Source organism: Candidatus Babeliales bacterium (assembly GCA_035288105.1).
In the GTDB taxonomy this organism is placed as follows: Bacteria; Babelota; Babeliae; order Babelales; family Vermiphilaceae; genus SOIL31.
In genome coordinates, this window is record DATEAY010000079.1 from 1 (window position 1) to 20676 (window position 20676).

General features: G+C 38.1%; 16 protein-coding genes and 1 tRNA gene. 6 read left to right on the top strand and 11 right to left on the bottom strand.

From position 1 onward, the window contains the following. Positions 1-102: 102 nt before the first annotated feature. The 7 genes from VJJ26_04675 to VJJ26_04705 form a co-directional block, all read right to left on the bottom strand. Positions 103-933 carry a hypothetical protein gene (locus VJJ26_04675; protein ID HLC07453.1) on the bottom strand — a complete coding sequence of 277 codons (831 nt, stop codon included), beginning with the start codon at positions 931-933 and terminating at the stop codon, positions 103-105. A gap of 148 nt (positions 934-1081) precedes the next feature. Next, a complete protein-coding gene (locus VJJ26_04680; GenBank protein HLC07454.1) occupies positions 1082-2566 on the bottom strand; it encodes a hypothetical protein in 1485 nt (494 codons plus the stop codon). Between the two features lie 26 nt (positions 2567-2592). Then, positions 2593-3024 (bottom strand): hypothetical protein, encoded by a 432-nt coding sequence (locus VJJ26_04685; protein HLC07455.1) that lies wholly within the window; start codon positions 3022-3024, stop codon positions 2593-2595. 32 nt (positions 3025-3056) lie between these two features. After that, positions 3057-5072 carry a hypothetical protein gene (locus VJJ26_04690; protein ID HLC07456.1) on the bottom strand — a complete coding sequence of 672 codons (2016 nt, stop codon included), beginning with the start codon at positions 5070-5072 and terminating at the stop codon, positions 3057-3059. A 17-nt stretch (positions 5073-5089) separates the two neighbouring features. After that, a complete protein-coding gene (locus VJJ26_04695) occupies positions 5090-6892 on the bottom strand; it encodes a hypothetical protein (protein ID HLC07457.1) in 1803 nt (600 codons plus the stop codon). A 132-nt stretch (positions 6893-7024) separates the two neighbouring features. Next, positions 7025-8875 carry a hypothetical protein gene (locus tag VJJ26_04700; protein ID HLC07458.1) on the bottom strand — a complete coding sequence of 617 codons (1851 nt, stop codon included), beginning with the start codon at positions 8873-8875 and terminating at the stop codon, positions 7025-7027. A 307-nt stretch (positions 8876-9182) separates the two neighbouring features. After that, positions 9183-11165 (bottom strand): hypothetical protein, encoded by a 1983-nt coding sequence (locus VJJ26_04705; protein HLC07459.1) that lies wholly within the window; start codon positions 11163-11165, stop codon positions 9183-9185. Positions 11166-11546: 381 nt separating this feature from the next. Between VJJ26_04705 and VJJ26_04710 the strand changes: the two genes are divergently transcribed. From VJJ26_04710 to VJJ26_04730, 5 genes are all read left to right on the top strand, one after another. Continuing rightward, the gene (locus VJJ26_04710; protein HLC07460.1) at positions 11547-13970 is read left to right on the top strand and encodes a DNA translocase FtsK; all 2424 of its coding nucleotides are present in this window, start codon (positions 11547-11549) and stop codon (positions 13968-13970) included. 154 nt (positions 13971-14124) lie between these two features. Continuing rightward, positions 14125-15534, top strand: a complete 1410-nt coding sequence (murF, locus tag VJJ26_04715) for a UDP-N-acetylmuramoyl-tripeptide--D-alanyl-D-alanine ligase (protein ID HLC07461.1) — start codon at positions 14125-14127, stop codon at positions 15532-15534. A 26-nt stretch (positions 15535-15560) separates the two neighbouring features. Further along, the gene (rsmH, locus tag VJJ26_04720; GenBank protein ID HLC07462.1) at positions 15561-16484 is read left to right on the top strand and encodes a 16S rRNA (cytosine(1402)-N(4))-methyltransferase RsmH; all 924 of its coding nucleotides are present in this window, start codon (positions 15561-15563) and stop codon (positions 16482-16484) included. Positions 16485-16604: 120 nt separating this feature from the next. Continuing rightward, positions 16605-16892: a septation regulator SpoVG gene (gene spoVG, locus VJJ26_04725; protein ID HLC07463.1), complete on the top strand. Its 288-nt coding sequence runs from the start codon at positions 16605-16607 to the stop codon at positions 16890-16892. Between the two features lie 27 nt (positions 16893-16919). Beyond that, positions 16920-16993, top strand: a tRNA-Gln gene (locus tag VJJ26_04730). A 71-nt stretch (positions 16994-17064) separates the two neighbouring features. Here the strand turns inward: VJJ26_04730 and VJJ26_04735 are convergent. After that, complete coding sequence (locus VJJ26_04735; GenBank protein ID HLC07464.1) at positions 17065-17532, bottom strand: adenylyltransferase/cytidyltransferase family protein; 468 nt, start codon at positions 17530-17532, stop codon at positions 17065-17067. Between the two features lie 102 nt (positions 17533-17634). On the opposite strand from VJJ26_04735, the gene VJJ26_04740 reads away from it, so the two are divergent. Continuing rightward, complete coding sequence (locus VJJ26_04740; GenBank protein HLC07465.1) at positions 17635-18252, top strand: Maf family protein; 618 nt, start codon at positions 17635-17637, stop codon at positions 18250-18252. Positions 18253-18303: 51 nt separating this feature from the next. Here the strand turns inward: VJJ26_04740 and VJJ26_04745 are convergent, their stop codons facing one another. From VJJ26_04745 to VJJ26_04755, 3 genes are all read right to left on the bottom strand, one after another. Then, entirely contained in the window at positions 18304-18768 is a 465-nt protein-coding gene (locus VJJ26_04745) for a hypothetical protein (GenBank protein HLC07466.1), read from the bottom strand. A gap of 70 nt (positions 18769-18838) precedes the next feature. Continuing rightward, positions 18839-19708, bottom strand: coding sequence for a zinc metalloprotease HtpX (locus VJJ26_04750; protein ID HLC07467.1), 870 nt, complete (start codon positions 19706-19708; stop codon positions 18839-18841). A 9-nt stretch (positions 19709-19717) separates the two neighbouring features. After that, the gene (locus VJJ26_04755) at positions 19718-20197 is read right to left on the bottom strand and encodes a MerR family transcriptional regulator (protein ID HLC07468.1); all 480 of its coding nucleotides are present in this window, start codon (positions 20195-20197) and stop codon (positions 19718-19720) included. Positions 20198-20676 lie beyond the last annotated feature (479 nt).

Sequence of the window (20676 nt, forward strand, 5' to 3'; positions counted from 1 at the left end):
AAATTGTTTGCAAAATTCATCTATTTCATAGAAAATTGTAATCAATAGCATAGCTTTCATTTCCTTTTTTGATTGATCTCATTTTAGAAAATGTTATCTATGCTATTGATTTTGTAAATCCTTATGTCGAATTCGCGTTAAATTAATATCACCTACTATGTGTTTTATTCTGAGAATGATTTCTAATACATTGCTTGTCATGATGATAGGAGCCGCTTTTTCGTATAATGTTGCTATTGCTTGACTTACCATGGCACCACTTGCGAGATTTTGTACCGTTTCTGCTTTTTCTGGATCAAGTGTCATAACAAGATTATTTGTTGTGAGGTGTTCTTGCATTGGTATATCTTGTTGAATTGGTTCGCTTTTTTGAATTGGTCTTGGTTGAGCAACAGGCTTTTGTGGAACAATAGGTTTTGGTTGTATGATTGGTTTTGCTGGGGGTGTTGGTTGAGGTTGTTTTCTTGACCTATCTTTTTTTGCTGGTTGAGGTTGCGGTGTTGGTTTAATTTGTTCTCTTGGTTTGGTTTGTGTAATTGATTTAATGTTGTTTCTTAAGGACGATAATATTTTTTTATTCGTTTCATTATTATCAGTCCATGTTGCATGAATATTTGCCCCAGCTTGCAATAGTGCTGTAGTCTCAATTTCGGAAAGATTAAGTGCTGTTACAAAATCAATAAATTCTTGAGTGAATACATTGTTAATTAACACTTTACGAGATGGCATTTGGTTTTTTATTATATCAAGAGCTTGCGCATATGATTTTTGTTGTATTACAGGTTGCTGCCGTATTATAGGGGGTGTAGGTATCGCTTTAATTGGTGTTGGTTTGGGTTGTTCAACTGGTCTTGTTTGACCAACTCCTCTTGGGCTTACAGAGCTTATGGTGCATAGTAGTATAATAGGTAATAGGTTTTTAAAAAAACTCATCTAAATTCCCCTTTTTTTATCTTAATTTTTTCTAATGTAAAATAATACAAGGGTGACGAATCAAGAGTTTTATAAAGAGAGCAGTTGTTTAAAACTGCTCTCTTTTTTGGTCTAAATATTATGATACACGAGCAACTTACTCTTCTTGCTACTCACCTGTATAGTACTTTGACAAAGCGTTCAGCTCAAAAACGTGCAAATCCTCTAAACCACCAAGACGAGATTGAGTGGGTATGTCACCAATAAGTTCTTGTTTAATAGGAGAAAATTTTTCTTTTATTAACTTTATTTGTTCTTCATCCTTTTCATAGTAGATGTCATATTCAAATGGTTTTTTATCAGTTCCCAGGTACATGCCACCTCTTTTTATCGAGCTATGCAATAGTTTTCCTGCGTGAGTAGTTGGGAAAACAGTCATATATTTTTTATTAAAAAATTGCTCTTCTACTGTTCCAGCCCAACCGTGGAGTTTCATGGCTATATTTTTGTACGTACCTTGAATCTCATTAAACGGATTTTTAAATATACCCCTGTGTTCTGTTGATATTGGTTTTTTTAACTTTTGCATCATATCAACGCATACACATATGATAATGTCAGAATAAGCTGCTTCAAAGTCTTCAAGAGTAAAAGAATCTAGATTTATTTCTTTTTTAGGTTTAAATGGACCTGTTATTGGTTGACTGGAAGCATAGGCAACATAAATGACATCTTTATCATTGCTATACCTGGCCAGCATTTCATCAAAACCAACTATTCCGGTGCCGATTCCGCTTCCTTCACTAAATAGAGTAGAAAATTTTTTCTTGTTAAGACACAATTGCTCCATTAAATTTTGAGTGTATGGATTTTGTTTTTCCCGATAATCTGTCTTATCACAATTCTGCACTAATGTTTTAAGTTTTTTTGTTGCATTGCGATAATAGTCCATATAAAGGACCTTTGTATACTGTTTCCAAACTTTAGTTCTTTCAGAATCCAATTTTTCCATAGCAAAGTAAATGGGTTCTCCGGTAGCTGAAATTCCAGCTCCTACATAGATATCAACATGACCTTCCAATTTTTTAACTTTTCCTAAAAGAAGATCATGAGGAACTTGATTTTTTATCGTAGTTGGTAAAATTTGTTTTACTGGTGTTCTTTGTGGAAGTTGTTCTTTTTGTTGCTCTATTGGTCTAGGTTGTACGATCGGTGGCGTTGGGAGTGTTGGTTTGGTTGGTGCAATTGATTGAATGTTGGTTCTTAAAGATAATAATATTTGTTTATTGGTTTCATCATTATCAGTCCATGTTGCATGAATATTTGCTCCAGCTTCCAGTAGTGCTTTGGTTTCAATGTCGGAAAGATTCAGCGATTTTACAAAATTAACAAATTCTTGAGTGAATGCATTATTATTAATCAATACTTTATTCGATGTCATTTGTGTTCTGATGTTGTCAAGCGCTTGCGCATATGTATTTGGTTGTATTACAGATTGTTGCCGTTGTTGTATCACTGGAGGAATAGTGATTCTAGTTGGTGCAGGTTGTGGTTGTGTAGTTGGTCTTGCTGCAGGTGCTCCAACTGTTCTTGGGCTCATAGATCCTGTGGAAAATAATAGGATAATTGATAGTATGCTTTTAAGAAATTTCATGTAAATTCCTTCATTTTATGAAGTCATTATTTTTGTCTTGTGGCAGCTAAAGCTATTTGCTGATTAATATCTTGTAGTATGTGAATGTCATGTGTTCTGTTGCCTGAAAATTTTCCATGTAAGTCCCGTGCTGTTTGTAGCAATGCTTCTAATTGAAAATCATCAAGATGAGCTGCTCGTGCTTTTTGTACCACTGTAGTGATAAAGTCTGTTCTGAGCATTAGGTGTGTGTCATCCCATACATTATTTGCACTTTTTACGTAAGCAACCAGATCTCTGAATGATTGTTTTTGAGCTGCAGGTTGTTGTACTGGCGGTTGATTGACTATTCTCGCTGGTATTGGTTGGGGTTGTGTTGCTCGTTTGGGTGCCTGTGCTGAACCTCCCACTGCCCGTGCGCTTATAGAATTGATAGTAAATAATAGTACGATTGATAATGTATTTTTGAAAAACTTCATAATGACTTCCCTTTTTTTATTATTACTAAGATCTACCAAGAAACACCACCTTTGACCCAGATTGCCCAGAATGAAAGTGCACAGTTGATACACTTATCATCGCCAATTGCAGGAGGAGGTCCTGCTTGTCTACCAAATTCAATCTCTGATCCAAGACCAATATCAGCATGAGCACGGTCATGTGTAGTTATTACATGATTGTAATGCGTAAATATTTTATGAGAAAATCCACTGGTGGAAGCACTGTTGATATCAATGTTCATGCTGTTAATGAATACTGGTTGAATTGATGTATTTATTTGATTGCTTACCGATACATCATTAGTTGAAGCAACAAGTCGTTGGTTGTTTCCGGCAAATGCAGGTTGCGGAAAATTAATATTGGGATTTCTGAGAGCATTTTGAATTTGAATAGCTCGTTGTGTTGCATTGTCGCTGACGCCAGTTTTTGGCAAGTTAGTACCATAATTTATGGTAGCAGCTGATTCTGTTGCAGAAAGTGCTACTGCTGTTCCAATTGGCACATCAGTTGGAATATTTTGTTCACCAATAAAACCAAAAACTTGAGCATCGCCTTTTATTGCCCACGTGTTTTCTGGAAAATTACATGTGTCTTGTATTGATATATTTTCACATCCACGTTTCCATGCATTATAACCGAATGTCCAATAATTATTTTTGTGGGTGTAACTGCAATATAATGCAACATCAGCTTGTACATTGACTCGTACAACAATATCACGGGTAGTGAAGTTAACTATTGAAGTAACTTCTTTATCAAATTGAGCAAGCGGTGTTATACCATTTCCGGTTAAATTATCACTGATGGTAGATGTCATCTTTTGTGCAAGCATGTAACGACTATTTGGTTTTCCTTGTAAATCGAATGCGCGTCGTTGTGAAGCTCTAAAAATATGATTAACTGTTGCATCAACAAAAAAATCAACTTTTTCATCTGTTTCTGGGTTATCCCATACAAGAGTGTGTACTGTTGTACCTATCCCAAGTTCCCAATGATGTTGATTGCCGACAATTGGTTCAAAAAGATATATACCTTTTGGACGATTGCCAAGTGGAGCTGCAACTTGCATTTTTACTCCAATGTGATGCAGATCGTGTATAAAATGATCGTAGCCAAGATTTGCTCGCAGTTCAGCGCAATGTACAGCGCGTTGTTGGCAGGGTGACATTTTACCGTAGATCAACGGATGGAATGTAAGACCACTAATAATTGGTACACTGCATCCAGAAATATACTGAGTAAATTGTTTAAGAAGATCGGTATTATCAACTCCACTTTCATTGAAATATCCAGGAGCATATCCATTTTCACCGGGATTTGTTACACATTCTTTCATGTTCAGATCCCAGTTTGTGTAGACAAGGGGTAAAAATAATTCAGCGTATAATCCTTTTTTTGCATGATTAAAACCAAAAAAAGATTGCATTTCTACAATAACATTATTCACGCGTGGTCTAAATCGTACTACACTCCTGAAATCAGTTGGGAGACCAAAATAATCTGCAAGCCAATCTTTTTGTGGTATGCGCTTTTCTGTCTGACTTCCTGATACAACAATAAAGTCTTTCCATTCTGTATCATTTTTATTACGTTGGATTACATTTTGTCCAAACAAGCACTGATTGATTCGTTCCGGTCTAAAAGATGACGCAGCTTCTATCGCTATTGCATAGGTACTGTACATTTTTTCTTGCGTAGGGCAATGCGTAACTAAATCCCAACCAGACACAACGCGCGGTGTATCAAAACCTTGTGAGCGTGGAGAAATAAAAGTAATTACTTGAGAGTTTTGTGCATGGAGAGAGAGTGAAAAAATAAATAAAAATAAAGTTAATTTTATGATGCACCCTTCGATACATTTTTGAAGACAAAAACACTCAGGGCGAGCGGAGTGGAGGTTGGATGAATTATTTATTTTTTCTTTATCCTGATCGCACTCTCTTCCGCTCGTCCTGAGTGCCCCGCAGGGGTGTATCGAAGGATGGTGGGAAAGAACAGTGCTAAAATAGTTTTTTTTATTATGCATAAGATCTAACATGCTAATTAAAATGTTACACCGGTCTTAATCCATACACCCCATTGTGATGCGCAGCATTGTGGGTTGTGATCATCACAAGGCCTACAATCGCGCTTTGTTGTTTTTGCCCATTCTGCTTCAAAACCGAAGCCTAAATATGGTTGCCATTCAGTTTTATCATTCCACGTGTATGAAAGATGAGCGAATAGTTTATTTGATGATCCAGAAGTTTCTGTTTCATCAAAATTAAGATCGTTGCGTGTAATAAATATTGGAGGCACTGACGTGTTAATTTGATCGGTAGGAAGAATGCTGTTTGGTGTATATTGTAAATTTATTGCAGGAGGTGTAGCGGGATTTGTTTGTGCGGGTTGTGGAAAATCGATGTTTGGGTTTTTTGCAGCATTATTTATAACGGTTTGATCTGTAGTTCCTGTTGCAGGAAGATTCTTTCCTGAGTGAACAGTGGCATTGTCTTGTGTTGCAGAAAGTGCTACGGCATTTGCTGTGCCGAGAACGTACCCAAATACGTGTGAGTCACCTTTGACGGCGAATGTTTTTTCCGCAAAAGATTCATTCTGTCGGAGTGTGATATTGTCAGGTGATCGTCCCCAATAGTTGTAACCAAAATCAAAACTCCAATTACGACGTGTTGCATTGAGCATCAAAACAATATCTGCTTGCGCAGCTATACTCACTTCAACGTCAAGAGTAGTAATATTGGCAACGGGTAAAAAGTCGTTGTTAAATTGTGCTGATGGTATTTGTCCATTAGCTCCACGCAAATTTACTGCAGGTGATGTCATTTCCATAGCCAGCATATATCTGCTGAGAGTACCATTTTTTGTTAAATCAAATGAACGTGCTTGGCGAGTTCTGAAAAGATGTGTAACGTTTACATCAACATAAAATGCACAGTGACTTAATTCATCTTCACTACACCAAAAGTTATAATGACCACTTAAACCAAATCCAAGTTCCCAAAAATGACCGTTACCAACAAGTGGTTCAAATAAAAATAGTGCATCTGGTCGTAATCCAGTTGGCCACGCAATCTGTCCATTAAATCCAACGTGGTAGTTTTTTTCAGCAAAGAAGTTCCATCCAACAGCTGTACGGATTTCTGCCATTCGCGTTCTGACAAGACGTTCGGAACTCATTTGCGCAAACTTGAGTTCTTGAAAGGTAATGTTTTCTACATTACGTATTGTGTTACCATTAACAAAGCTGGTAAAGCTATCAAGGAGTTGCCTGCGTAAAAGTCCATCGGGAGTAAAATATCCTTCCATACTGTTATTTACGCCGGGATCGATGACATCTTCATTGATGTTAATATCCCAGCGTGTATGTGCGAATGGTGCATGGAGCCAAAAATAAAGTCCTTTTGCCCAGGCATCAAGGCCAAGATAAAAACCAAAATCAATAATTACGTTATCAATGACTGGTTTAAATCGTACAGTGCTTTCAAAATCAGATGGTAAGTAGAAATAATCTGCCAGAAGATCTTGTGGTCCGCGATTGGTGACTTGTGAACCAGAAATTTTTAAGTGTTGTGCACAACCATCACCGATTAAATTATCACCAAATAAAGTTCGTGTTATGTTATGTCCGTTAAATGTGTGATTATATTCTGGTGTTACACTAATTGCACCATACACAACATCTGGAGAGTTATCTTTATTAATGTAATTTATCCAACCAGCAAGATCACGTGCGGCATTGCGAGAAATTGATCGAGTATTGAAAGAAGTTGCAACGTGTTGTTCTGCATGAGCGAATGTTACTGCAGTAACGGAAAGCGCGAGGGTGGAAAAATACTTTTTTTTCATGTGTAATTCCTTTTTTTTAAGCGCTCAGCACTACAACATCAGCATTAACAGCTTTGGCAAAAAAAGGCAATGGTACAAAAAAAAGCCTCTGCGATAGAGAGGCTTTTTAAATTCTGTGCTTATTTTATAGTACTAATCAAATGATACGCCACCTTTAACAAGAATTGCCCACTTGGATAATGCGCAACTTATGCCATGATCACAATTATTATTACTATCATTTTCATCATCATGACCTGTGTTGCCAAATTCAGCATACCCACCAATACCAAGGTATGGAATCCAATCTTCACGGTCAATCCATGTATAACTGAAGTGAGTAAAGAATTTGTTGGATGATCCACGTGTTTCTGCACCGTTTACATTAAGATCATCAACTGTAATAAATATTGGCTGGATTGATGTTCTGATTTGAACGGTGGGTGCGGCAGGATCAACGTTGATCACGGCAATAGGTGGAATTGATGTTTGCGCAAATTGTGCCTCCTTATCAACGCCGATATTTGTTGTAGCAGCAGTTTCTGGGGTATTTCCCGCATTTGGAATATTGGTTCCTTGATGAATTGTTGCGAGGCTTTCTGTGCCAGATAATGGAACAGGAACTCCCGTAATATCTATAAAGCCGTATACTTGCGCATCACCTTTGAGTGCCCACGTATTTATAGGAAAGATTGGTCCACAATCAGAATCTTTAATTTCAATATCCTCGTGTGACATACCCCAGAAATTGTAGCCTATATCAAATGAAAAACCACGGTGAGTGTAGTTAAGCATTGCAACAATATCGCCTTGTACGCCAATACTCACGTTAACATCTCGAGTGGTGAAGTTTGCAACAGGAGAATATTCTGCATTAAATTGTGATGATGCTACTGTTACTGTGCCAGGTCCTACGCCAGGTTCTGTATTACCAGAAAGATTTGTTGTTGGTCTAAGATTCATTTTTGAAGCAAGCATGTAACGACTGTTTGGTCTGCCGATAAGATCAAACGTACGCATTTGTGATGTATTAAATAAATGTGTTACGTCAGCTTCAAAAACAAAATCAAGATGTTTTTCATCATCTTCGCTGCGCCACATTGTCCAATGAGCTCCTAACCCTGCACCAAGTTCCCAGTGTTTACCGTTACCAACTTGTGTTTCAAAAATGAATTCACCATGAGGGCGTTTGCCGGTAGGTGCAGCTGCCTGAATGTTAAATCCAAAGTGGTAATCCTCGTGGAGATAATTCCATCCAAGTTCACCGCGTAGCTCTGCAAAACCTGTAGTGCTTTGTTTGTCGCAGGCGAATTTAGCTTTTAGTAAAGGAGTTGTGATGATTCCTGGTACTGTAATGGTTGTGTTGCCATTAAAAAATGATAGTGCTGACTGCAGTAATGTACTGGCAGGTACTGCATTTTGACTGAAAAATCCTGGTGCATAACCAACAGTTCCTTCTTGTATTATAGATTCGCACGGATTGAGTGTTACTCTGTTATTAACAACAGGACCATATATTCTGAAGTAAAGACCTTTAACCCATTCATCAAGTCCTACATACAGATTAAAATCAACTAAAAAGTTTTGTACTTTTGGTGAAAATTCGATGGTGCTTTTAAAATTGCGTGGAAGATAGAAGTTTTCCGCCATCCAATCTTTTCTTACATCAAGAGCAGGAGCTTGTGTACCAGCAATGGTGATTGAGTTGCAGTTTGTTAAACTAGACCCAAAATAACATTCGAGTAAATTATTTGCGCGGAATGTTTGATCATATTGTGGCGTTATATTAAATGTGCCGTAAAATGATTCCATATCGTGTAGATACACATGATGACTTGTAGTTCCCACTAATTTGCGTGCAGTATCTCTACCTTCTGAACGCCATTGCACAAATGGTGCTACGCGAAATTCTGTAGCACCATCGGTAGAACAATCCGCTAGTAGTCCTGTGGCATATGCAATGACTCCCAATAACAATAATAATCTTTGTGATCGTCTCTTCATACTTTCAACTCCTTATTCGTGTGATACCTATATCTCTTACGGCCTAATATAGTACGATTGCATCACATTTGTAAAGGAGAAAAGTTAAGCAATTGCGCTGCTGTAAGTGCAATTCAGTTTAAATTGTTTTTCAGGTTGTTCTAATGAGTATTCGTGTTTCTTTACCGGGGTCCCCAATTGAAACAAAGTGGAAATTGGGGTCAAAAGCAAAAAGGCCTAGCTTTCGCTAGACCTTTTTGAGTATTCGTTTTTGTTTGCTTTGCTCGGTAACATTTACCCAACAATACAACAATGATTCATATCATTATTAATGGAAGGATACCCCACCTTTAACTTCAACAGCCCATTTAGATAATGCACAGCTGACAGCGCTTGGGCAAGTATCACATTCTATAGTTGTTGTAGTTGGACAATCATCACTTTTATGATGGCTACCAAATTCAGCACTGAAACCTGCACCTACATAAGGAACCCATCTGTCATGATTAAGCCATGTGTAGCTGAAGTGAGTAAACACTTTGTGTGAAAGTCCACGTTGTTCAGCGCCTGCTACATCAAGGTCATCAATAGAGATGAATACAGGTGGAACTGAAGTATTTATAGGTACTGTTGAAGCGACTGAGTTAAATACAAATAAGGGTGTTATTACAGGAGGAGTGCCTACATTAAACGTTGCAGGAGTTACAACAGCATCTATGTTAGGGTTAGTCAGTGATTGGCCTGCTGCATTGCCAAAAGGTGCGCTTGCATTAGTTCCAGTAAAGATTGTTGCTTTACTTTCTGTTGCTGCAAGACCAATAAGAACGCTAGTAGCATCTGAAGGGTTGTAACCAGCTACGCTTGCATCACCTTTAAGAGCCCATGTGTCAACAGGGAATGGTACTATACCACAACGGGTGTCGCAATCATCGTCACAAGAAATCTTGATTTTTGATGATGACATTGCCCAGAAGTTGTATCCAAGATCCCATGAGAATCCACGGCATGTATAGTTGAACATTGCAACCAAGTCACCTTGTACGCCAATGCTTACCTTAACATCGCGTGTACTGAAGTTTGCAACAGGTGCATATTCGCCGTCTGGTGAAGCAAATTGAACATCTGATTGAAGTATTCTGTCATTGTCATCGTTGTCAGTATTGTCTACCAATTTTTCAGCAAGCATGTAACGACTGAGTGGTTTACATTTAAGATCAAACGTACGTTCTTGTTTTGCATTGAATAAGTGGGTTATATCAGCTTCAACGATGAAGTTGAATGATTTTTCCATGTCTTCATTACGCCACATTGTCCACGCACCGCCAATGCCTACACCAAGTTCCCAGTGTTTACCATTACCAACATATGCTGGGAATAGGAATTCAGATTTAACTTTAGTTCCTGTTGGAGCTGCCGCTTGTAAGTTGATTAAAAAGCGGTAGTTTTCTCTGATGTAGTTATATCCAAATTCACCACGTAGTTCGGCAAAGCCTGTTTTATGGTGGCTTGATGAATTGCAATCTTTGTTACAATTGTTTGTAGTTGGAGTTGTTACTCGGTTGCAATCAGAGAATTTTGCAAATTTCAATGGTTGAACTGATACTTCTTGTCCAGCGTATCCACCTGGGAACTCGCAACCACCAAAGAATTCAGCTGCTCCAGCAAATAGTGAAGATCGTGGTACTGCAGCGGCAGGATCGAAGTAGCCTTGTGTATAACCCACAGTTCCTGCTGTTACTATAGTTTCTTCAGGACGTAAGTTTACTTTGTTCCAAACTACTGGTCCGTATAATCTGAAGTAAAGACCGCTCACCCATCTGTCAAGTCCAACGAATAGGTTGAAATCAACAACTACGTCTTGAACTTTAGGTGAGAAAGTTACAACACTTCTGAAATCACGAGGGAGGAGGAAGTTTTCCGCCATCAACTCTCTTGGTCCACGAGTTGTTGCAGGAGCTACTGGAGCTGCTAGAAGACCAGAAATTAAGATAGCATCACCACAGTCATTATTGCAACTGCTACTGCTGGTAACGTTTTTAACTATAGCAGGTCCAAATAGACATTCAGCAATTTCTTTTCCTCTGAATGTTTGGTCATATTGTACAGTCACATTAAATGTGCCGTAACATGCATCCATGTCACCTTGGTATACGGCATACGATGTTGTGCCATATAATTTGCGTGCCATGTCTCTACCTTGTGAACGCCATTGTAAGAATGGCACAACGCGAAGATCATCGGCATGTAATATGCCGCTTGCTGTGCCGCAAAGCACAACCAATGAAAACAATTTTTTTGAGTATTGTTTCATAATTCAACTCCTTTTACTCGACTTAGATATATATCACGAATTGATTTCACACTCTTTATAATAAGCAAAGTGAAATGATATAGACGTACACTACTTTTTTTTTATGTGCGATCTCTCCTTTCATTGAATAGGTCTATTTTATTTTTTTATTCAACCATATTTTTATATCTCTGTACAATATAGTATTGTCAGATCTAAATTGTAAAGAAAAATTATTAGCAATTATGCTGTGGAAGGACTTTTACGTGTATTGAACGGGCTAAAAAGCCTTTGTTCCTGGGTTGTTTTATAAAATTATTTGATATTTCATCATGGGGTGGTGGTTTCAAGATGGTCAATTTTGTGGAACTTTTTTTATAAAAATTTTAATAGGAGTTTTTTATGAATACTTTTTTTCATGAAAAAAAAAATACAGGCATTTGGTATGTTGGCTTTTGTTTGTATGTAGGTATGATACTATTTTTGGTTGTTTCGCTTGTTTCATACAATGTAACCGATAGTTCTTGGTTGTATATTACGAGTGAACCAGGAGAAATTACTAATCAGGGCGGTTTTGTTGGTGCACAGATATCGGCACTATTGTATTATCTTTTTGGAGGAGCATCCTTTTTATTATTAATTCCATTATTATGCGTAGGTCTGATTGCGCTCACAAAAAAATCAATGCGATCAGATTGGGAGCGTTTGTGCGCGTGCACATATCTTGTGATTATTGGTGCAATAGTATTAACCACGTATGGTATTGATTTAGCATGGAGTCCTTATCCGGGTGGTACAATCGGATTGCTTGGCGCACAAAAACTGCTTTATTACTTTGACCCGTTGGGTCGGGCGTTATTTTTATATATGAGTCTGTGCGCCAGTCTTGTTTTAGTGTTTCGTTGGTCATTTATGTTTGTGGTACAACAGTGCATAGCAGCAGTCGTTGCCGTTTACGTGGTGATGAAAAAATACCATGTTGTCAGCAGAACTGTGCAGGCTATTGGAGTATGCTTGCACAGTTTTTTTGTACGGCTACCACTACTGTTGATAAGATTTGTACAATCATTGTTCGATGGAAGAGCATTTCAAGATACGGGTTTGATGCATCCTGATGATGTATATGAAGAAGAGTTTGATTTTATTGATGTTGAGCAGCAAAAACCAATAAAACTTAATTTTTTTGTTGCATCTTTACCGAATCGTGTCAGTGGAAAAAAAGGGGATGTGGTCATTACGTACCTTGTACTACAACTACCACTAAAAAATAATGAACACGTAGCAGATGCATTGGATGACTATGCTGATTTCATGGAAAATACTGAAATTCAACAAAAAAAACCGTTATCAACTATTACAAAAAAAGCTCCACGATATGCATTGCCACATATGAATATTTTTGTAGCAGAAAAACATGTGAGCGAAAATCATGATGTTGAAAAAGAGTTACAAGACCGTGCGCATGTTCTTCAAGATAAACTAAAACGTTTTGGCGTAAATGGTGAAGTGACTGCCATTAAGCGTGGTCCGGTGGTAACACTTTTTGAGTATCAACCGGATATTGATACAAAGCTCAGTAAAATTATTGTGCTCGAAGATGATCTTGCAATGGCACTGCAAGCAATGAGTATTCGTATTATTGCACCAATACCCGGCAGATCTGTGGTTGGATTTGAAGTATCAAACACAACACGTCATGATGTATTATTTTCTCAGATAACAAATCAATCGGCATACACACAGTTTTCCGGTAGTTTACCGCTGGTGCTTGGTAAGGGAACCATAGGAGAAGCTGTTGTTGTTGATTTGGCTCGCATGCCACATCTTTTAATTGCAGGTTCGACTGGCTCAGGAAAATCAGTTGCGCTTAACGCAATTTTAATTAGTTTATTGTGTAAGTTAAGTCCTGATGATTTAAAACTTATTTTAATAGATCCAAAACGATTGGAATTTGCAGCATTTACTGATATTGCACATTTACTATTTCCTATTGTTACCAGTCCTCATCAGGCAGCTCCTGTACTCAGGTGGGTTGTGCAAGAAATGGAAGAACGTTACGAAAAAATGGCGCAATGTGGTGCTCGTAACATAGCTGATTACAATGAACGTACCCTTCGATACACTCACCTTCGTCAAGAAACTTCGGCGAGCACTCAGGGCGAGCGGAAAAGTGGAGAAAATAATTCTAAACAAGCAGATAAGTTACCTTTTATTGTTGTAGTAATTGATGAGTTAGCAGATCTTATGATTACCGCAGGACGAGATATCGAAGATTTAATTACTCGTATAACTCAAATGGCACGCGCGGCAGGAATTCATATGATTGTTGCAACACAACGACCGTCAGTTGATGTCATTACCGGATTAATTAAAGCTAATTTCCCGAGTAGAATTTCTTTCAGAGTGGCTTCGCGTATTGATTCACGTACTATTTTAGATACAATGGGAGCTGATCGTTTGTTGGGTAGGGGCGATATGCTCTTTCTTGATGCAGCAACATCACAATTAAGACGAGTTCATGGTGCGTATGTTTCTGACCAAGAAATTGAACAAGTTGCTGATCATATTCGTAAACAAAGAAAAGTTGAATATCTCGATTTACATCAAGTAACAGCAGTGCATGGGCAAGATTTGTTAGCAACCGATGATGCCTTGTATAAAGATGTACGACTGTTCTTGGATGAGATTGATGAAATATCTATTTCGTTACTACAAAGAAAATTCCGCATTGGTTATAATAGGTCAGCGCGGATTATTGACATGCTTGAATCTCAGGGGCTCATTATGCCACAAGATGGAGGTAAGACAAGAAAAGTAATTCGGTAACGTATTATCTAACTACTTTATCTGTTGTTACTTGACAAATGTTAAAAAAAAAGCAATCTTATTGCCATTGAGTAAGCGAATAGCAGCATGTATAGATGTTTTTTGTGTAACCAGGTTGTAGTAGTATTTTTTTTATTTTCAACGGAGATTATCAATGCGATTTGACAAGTCTTTTATAATTAAAACATTGCCTGAAATGTCGATTGCATTTGGGCATTTTCCAGAGGATGCGACATTCTCTATTGATTCACGTACGATAAAAGCGGGCGAGATTTTTGTTGCTTTAAAAGGCGTTGATCATGATGGGCATGAATTTATTGTTGAAGCATTTAAAAAAGGTGCCGCGGGTGCAATTGTTGCTGAATCAAAAAAAGAAATTTTGAAAAAAATAAAAGGGCTAGAAAATAAACTGGTCCTTTTGGTTAAAGATCCTCTTGAAGCGTTTGTTCAACTTGCAGCAGCATGGCGTTTACAATTTAACTGTCCAGTCATTGCTATTACGGGTTCAGTAGGAAAAACTTCTACCAAAGAGATTCTTTCACAAGTTATGTCCTATGCAGGGAAAAGATACCTTGCTTCTAACGGTAACCAGAACACAAGAATTGGTCTAGCGCTTAATATGCTTCGTATGAGAGCGGATCATGAATTGGCTATTTTTGAGGTGGGAATCAGTAAGCGTAGCGAAATGGCCGAACTTGCGTATTTGTTACGACCAACATCGGCTGCAATTACTAATATTGGTCACCAGCACATGGACGGACTTGGTTCACTCAATGATATCGCGCTTGAAAAACGTGATATCTTTAAATATTTCATTGAAAACAGCATTGGTATTATTAATGGTGATCAACCAATTTTAGCCCATGTCTCTTATCAGCATCCAGTGATTAAGTTTGGTTCAAAAACAACAAATCAGATCCAAGCAAGAAAAATGAGAGTCGCAGGATCGCACATTACTTTTGTTCTCAAAATATATAAAAAGAAATATGCTATTGCGCTCAACCATCCGCATGTTGGAGCAGTATTTAATGTACTCACCGCAACAGCAGCAGCGCATTGGCTTGGTGTGTCGGACGAAATCATTATCAAAGCAATACAAAAACCGTGCATTGTTGCCGGACGCTTTGAGGAACGGCTTATAAATGATGATCGCGGTACATTAATAAATGACTGTTACAACGCCAATCCCGAAAGCATGAAGGCAGCATTGTTGGCGTTTCAACAAATAGAGACAAAGTCGCCAAAAATTGCTATCATTGGAGATATGTTAGGTTTGGGTGTGAACAGTCCCTTCTGGCATAGACAGGTTGGACGGTTTTTACGAAAAGTTCCTTCATTAAGCAAAGTTATTTTAGTTGGTAACTTAGTTGCATGGGTGAAAAAAACTGCACCGGTTGGATTGCGCGTAGAAGTTGTCACTTCATGGCAAGAAGCGGTACAAAAAATTGAAAATGAACTTGAAACAAAACCGGCGGTTTTGGTCAAAGGTTCTCGTGCCATTGGACTTGAAAATTTAGTTTCGATGTTAACAACAAAAAGTGACGTTACGTCATCACAAGTATAGATTGCAAAGTTATAGCATAAATTACTATGGTAAACCCAAATAAAGAAAATGAGCAGCTTTTTTATCACAAAACGGTAATGGTCGACGAGGTTTTGCATTACCTTAGTCCTCAACCGCGAGCATTGTATTGTGATGTTACGTTTGGTTCTGGTGGACACACTAAAGCAATTTTAGATGGTCAACCAGAATGTCGTGTTGTAGCAGTCGATTGGGATGCCACATCAATAGAAACTTATGCACCTGAACTTGAAGAAAAATATCAGGAGCGACTACGTATATTGTGGGGTAATTTTTCGAATTTATATCGCTTGTTACAAAAAGCAAAAGTAGGAAAAGTTGATGGTATTCTTGCTGATTTTGGCACTTCTCAAATGCATATAAAAGAGCGTGCCGGATTTTCTTTTTATAGAGATTCTGAACTTGATATGAGAATGTCACCTGCTCATCAGCAGGTGACAGCTGAACAGGTTGTTAATAAATCTTCTGAAGCAAAATTGTGTGAAATTTTTTGGCAATTGGGCCAAGAAGCACATGCGAAAAAAATAGTAGCAGCAATTATTGAAGCGCGTCAAAGAAAGCCGATTCAAACAACGCGAGAGTTGGCTTTGATTGTTGAAAAAGCCGTTGGTCGCGGTGGAAAGCGTTCTTCAAAAATTCATCCAGCAACTAAAGTTTTTCAGGCATTACGTATTTATGTAAATCACGAGCTTAATAATATCACGGGGTTTTTATCAGGTGCGTTGCAGGTTTTAAAACCGGATGGGTTATTATTATGTATCTCATTCCATTCCTTAGAAGATCGTATTGTGAAGCAATTTTTTAAAGAGAAAGCGGATGAAGGGAAACTTGAGATAATCACTAAGCACGTGGTGGTGCCGACAGCAGAAGAAATTGCAAAAAATCCATCATCACGTTCAGCAAAATTGAGAGTCGCACGATTGATTGGATAATTTTTATAAAAAATGTATAAAAAAGCGTGTTTGTGTTTGACAAAAACATGTAATGATATACATTAAAATACGAGCAGTAAAGAAGCAAAAAAACGATACTTATCCTTAAGGATTACAGCAATGGAAATAACGGAAGTAAAAGTATTTCCGGTGACGGATGGCGAAAAATTGAAAGCCTACGCAACCATCGTCTTTGACAACGCATTTATTATTCGAGACTTAAAAGTTATCGAAGGCGTCAAAGGGTTGTTTGTTTCAATGCCATCACGTAAACGCAAAGATGGAACATTTCGTGACGTTGTGCATCCCTTGAACCCCGAAACGCGTAGCATGATTGAAGAACGCGTTGTCCAAGAATACAAGACGGTCATGGATCAGGGTGGTGCGCATCTTTCTGATGAAGAGTAGTAGATAAAAAATTTCACATTCCAGTTTTGGGGCGTGGCCAAGTGGTAAGGCAATAGGTTTTGGTCCTATGATCGGAGGTTCGAATCCTTCCGCCCCAGCCAATTTTTTTTGAATAGTATGCATTATTATAAGCCACATGTTTAATCATGTGGCTTATTTTGTTTATAAGAACTTATTCATTCATACTTTGTTGATAAATTGCGGTGCTAGAAAGATGTGCAATTCGATTATTAACTATAACAAGCTGTGCGTTAATCGTGTCAGCCTGTTTTTGTTTATTGGTCATCTGTGGATCGTTGCTTGTTACTGCAATAATATGTGGCTTGATTGATTGGACTAACTGAAGATAGTCATCAAATCCTTGCAAAACAGGTAATAAAATGACGTGATCAACATATCTCAATGCCAACAAGTTGTGTACGCGTTTTTGCTGTGTGTGTATTGGAAGACGATTTTTGTGCTGTGTGATACGTTCATCCGGCTCAAGAGCAACTATCAAATAGTCACCAGCACCACGTGCCTTTTCCAAAAATTGAATATGTCCAAAATGAAGAATGTCAAAGCATCCGCCAACAAGGACAATTCTTTTATCTTGGGGTAAAGATATGGTATGTGTGAGTGTATAGTATTGGTAATTCATATTTTAAACGTAATCTATTTGTTACCTTTGATCAATAGGCGTCTTGTCTTTATGTTGTATCTGTGTACGCTTGAAAGAAAATTTTTAATTAGGGGATTTTTTATGAATATACGACACACTTTGTATTTTGGTTCCAAGTCGCAACCACGTCGCATGTTACTTGATGAGTCTCACATTCCGTATATTACTGTTGAACAACATGCAGATGAATCGCAATGCGATTGGGGATTGCCGTTGCCACAACTTGTTTTGAGTATTGCTATATATAAAATGCAGCATGTTATGTTACCTGATGGCACGTCAGAAGGCGATGTTTGTTTTGTGCTCACAGCGGATACTATGTCGCACGATAAAACAGGCAAGATTCACGGCAAACCAGTCGATAGGGCTGATGCTGTTGCAAAAATAAAAGCCACGCGGGAAGGATCATTTTTGTGCACTGCTTTTTGCTTGGATAAAAAAGTGTGGCGATCAGGAAAGTGGGAAATTGAAGAACGTGTAGCTGATGTTGTATCAGCTGAATTTTCGTTTATTATTCCTGATGAATGGATAGATACATATTTGGAAAAGGTTCCTTTTTTAGATGTGTCTGGTGGTATTGCTGTTGAACGGTATGGTAATCAGTTTTTAAAAACAGTACGTGGTTCATATTCTACGATTATTGGGTTGCCGTTGTTTGAGTTGCGCCAAGCATTGGAGAAATTGGGTTTTTATAAATAGTAAAGGTCTCGACAAATTCGAGACCTTTAAGAGTTCTTGATATATTGTTTGTTAATTCATACTCTGCTTATTGAGCGGTTTCCATTTCTTGAGCAATTCCTTACACAACTGCTCTTTTGCATTGATGTGTGGATGAGCATCCAATTTTTTTGTAGTGTTTTCAATACTTGAGCGTACAGTTTCGTGATCGAGTAGCGATGCATCAAAACAATCGAGCGTAGGAAGTAAGTTTTTTTCTCGTGCCTTTTTTTCTACGTGATCATTAATTGCATCGGCTAAAATGGTGTCCATTAGTTCAAAAAAATCAATGATACCATGATGCATATCTTCTAAAATGTTCTGATTGTTGAGAGATGTTTGTTGAATCTCATCATGCAATCCATGGGCAACAGCCTTGGCGATAATTTTTTTTAGTTTATCGGCATCATGCTGCTCAAGCCATTTTAACAAATGGAGTAATTCATACGAAAGTGCGAATTGTGAGTTGCTGTCGTGTGAAAATGAATCATTATTCATACTATGCCTTTCGTGATTTAAAACCTTTATACATCCTACTCTGATTTCAGCCTTGCACAATTGTGCGTCATTATGAAAACATTTTTTTAGAAAGCTGCTGTAATCGCGCTATTCTCTTGCTTATTGGCGGATGTGTCGCAAATAGAGAGCTCAATGAATGCGCAGTAAAAGGATGTACTATAAAAAGAGAGGCTGTACTTGTTTGTTGCATATCATCTGCATTCATATGAGCGTATTTGACGTTGTTTTCCAATTTTTGTAATGCTGATGCAAGAGCCAATGGGCTATGTGAGCAGCGTGCTCCCGTGTCATCGGCTGCGTACTCACGTGAACGCGAAATGGCAAGTTGTACAAGCGTTGCTGCAAAAGGCATCAAAATACTAACCAAGATAAGTGCAAATGGGTTTTCTTTACGACGATCGCTGCTTACTGATCCCCATAACGCCATATGGCGTAACATATATGCAAGATACCCAATTGCAGAGGCAACTGTTGCTGCAATCGTGGTAATAAGCGTGTCTCTGTTTTTTATGTGTGCGAGCTCGTGGGCAAGAACGCCGCGTAATTCTTCAGCGTCTAAAAGGCTTAAAATTCCCGTTGTGACTGCAATTGATGCATGTTTAGGGCTGCGTCCTGTTGCAAAAGCATTCGCCATTGGTGTGGTAACAAGCCATAACTTTGGCATAGGCAGCTGCATTTTGTGTGAAAGTTCTTCAATTATTTCATAAATCCATTGGTAGTGAGTTTTATCAAGTGGTTGTGCTTTGTATAAGGCAAGCACAATACGGTCGGAGAAAAAGAATGTAATAAAATTCATTATCACAGATAAAAAGAGGGCGATTTGTATTCCGGATACTCCGCCAATAAGACCACCAACAAGTAATAGTAATCCGCTGAGTATGATTAAAAGGACGGCAGTTTTGAGCATATTAAAAAACATAGTATCTCCTTAGTCTTCATATTCAATTTCCCAGTTGTCCATTTCTACAGTGTCATCTTTGTCGCTGTTGCTCTCTTTTTTATTTACAGGAGCACCAGGAGTTGTTGTTTGTACGTCTTTATTTTTGAGTTGTAAAAGGCGTTGATAACTGCTTTGCACAATCTCTTTTGACTTTTCATTCTCTTGCTCAAGTTCTTGTTGGGTTGTATCAAAAATTTTGTTCATCTCATTTTGCATTTTTTTAATCTGCTTTTTGAGCCGCAAAATCATTTCCACACCGGCAAGGTTGATTCCCATTTCGTGGGTAAGGTAGATAACCTCTTCTAGTTGATCAATGTCCTCTTCAGAAAAAAGTCGCGTGTTACCTGATGAACGTTTGGGGCTAATAAGCCCTTGTTTTTCGTAGAGGCGTACTGTTTGTTGGTGTACAGAAAACATTTTTGCAACGGCAGAGATGGAAAAAAAGCCTTTTTTTCTTCGAATTTTCATTATATTACCTAATTTTAACCCCACATTCCATTTCATTCCACGCGGGGTCCCCGGCGAAGAGTAGCGAAGTTGGGGATGAAATAGAGAGCTCTGTTGCGTCATTATAACCTGCAGATACTTTAGTATAGCACATATTTTTTTGCAAATCATGTTGAGTTAACAATTTTTGTTCGTATCCTTCGACAAGCTCAGGACGAACGGGAGGGAATAATCTTCTGAATGACCGGATATAGCTTCTATTGTTATGTATTAATCAAATTTATGGACGACTTTTGATTGTCAAATGATTAGGATTTTAGTTCCGTTCGTCCTGAGCTTGTCGAAGGATACGAACCCATTAAGAGCCCATCCCTAAACTCAAATTTTATTAGAAACAATGATTGCGGCAGCAAATTGAGAAAAAGCGAGATAATTTTTGATGGATTTTGAGTATCGCACAAAAATGGATCTAAACTGATTCATCCAAGAATGAACGGGCT

What these genes read in the sequence shown, in the direction of transcription:
- murF (HLC07461.1), top strand. Translation starts at nt 14,125, where the DNA reads ATGCGATTTGACAAGTCTTTTATAATTAAAACATTGCCTGAAATGTCG.
- spoVG (HLC07463.1), top strand. Translation starts at nt 16,605, where the DNA reads ATGGAAATAACGGAAGTAAAAGTATTTCCGGTGACGGATGGCGAAAAA.
- rsmH (HLC07462.1), top strand. Translation starts at nt 15,561, where the DNA reads ATGGTAAACCCAAATAAAGAAAATGAGCAGCTTTTTTATCACAAAACG.
- VJJ26_04695 (HLC07457.1), bottom strand. Translation starts at nt 6,892, where the DNA reads ATGAAAAAAAAGTATTTTTCCACCCTCGCGCTTTCCGTTACTGCAGTA.
- VJJ26_04755 (HLC07468.1), bottom strand. Translation starts at nt 20,197, where the DNA reads ATGAAAATTCGAAGAAAAAAAGGCTTTTTTTCCATCTCTGCCGTTGCA.
- VJJ26_04710 (HLC07460.1), top strand. Translation starts at nt 11,547, where the DNA reads ATGAATACTTTTTTTCATGAAAAAAAAAATACAGGCATTTGGTATGTT.
- VJJ26_04685 (HLC07455.1), bottom strand. Translation starts at nt 3,024, where the DNA reads ATGAAGTTTTTCAAAAATACATTATCAATCGTACTATTATTTACTATC.
- VJJ26_04705 (HLC07459.1), bottom strand. Translation starts at nt 11,165, where the DNA reads ATGAAACAATACTCAAAAAAATTGTTTTCATTGGTTGTGCTTTGCGGC.
- VJJ26_04680 (HLC07454.1), bottom strand. Translation starts at nt 2,566, where the DNA reads ATGAAATTTCTTAAAAGCATACTATCAATTATCCTATTATTTTCCACA.
- VJJ26_04700 (HLC07458.1), bottom strand. Translation starts at nt 8,875, where the DNA reads ATGAAGAGACGATCACAAAGATTATTATTGTTATTGGGAGTCATTGCA.
- VJJ26_04740 (HLC07465.1), top strand. Translation starts at nt 17,635, where the DNA reads ATGAATATACGACACACTTTGTATTTTGGTTCCAAGTCGCAACCACGT.
- VJJ26_04750 (HLC07467.1), bottom strand. Translation starts at nt 19,708, where the DNA reads ATGTTTTTTAATATGCTCAAAACTGCCGTCCTTTTAATCATACTCAGC.
- VJJ26_04690 (HLC07456.1), bottom strand. Translation starts at nt 5,072, where the DNA reads ATGCATAATAAAAAAAACTATTTTAGCACTGTTCTTTCCCACCATCCT.
- VJJ26_04745 (HLC07466.1), bottom strand. Translation starts at nt 18,768, where the DNA reads ATGAATAATGATTCATTTTCACACGACAGCAACTCACAATTCGCACTT.
- VJJ26_04675 (HLC07453.1), bottom strand. Translation starts at nt 933, where the DNA reads ATGAGTTTTTTTAAAAACCTATTACCTATTATACTACTATGCACCATA.
- VJJ26_04735 (HLC07464.1), bottom strand. Translation starts at nt 17,532, where the DNA reads ATGAATTACCAATACTATACACTCACACATACCATATCTTTACCCCAA.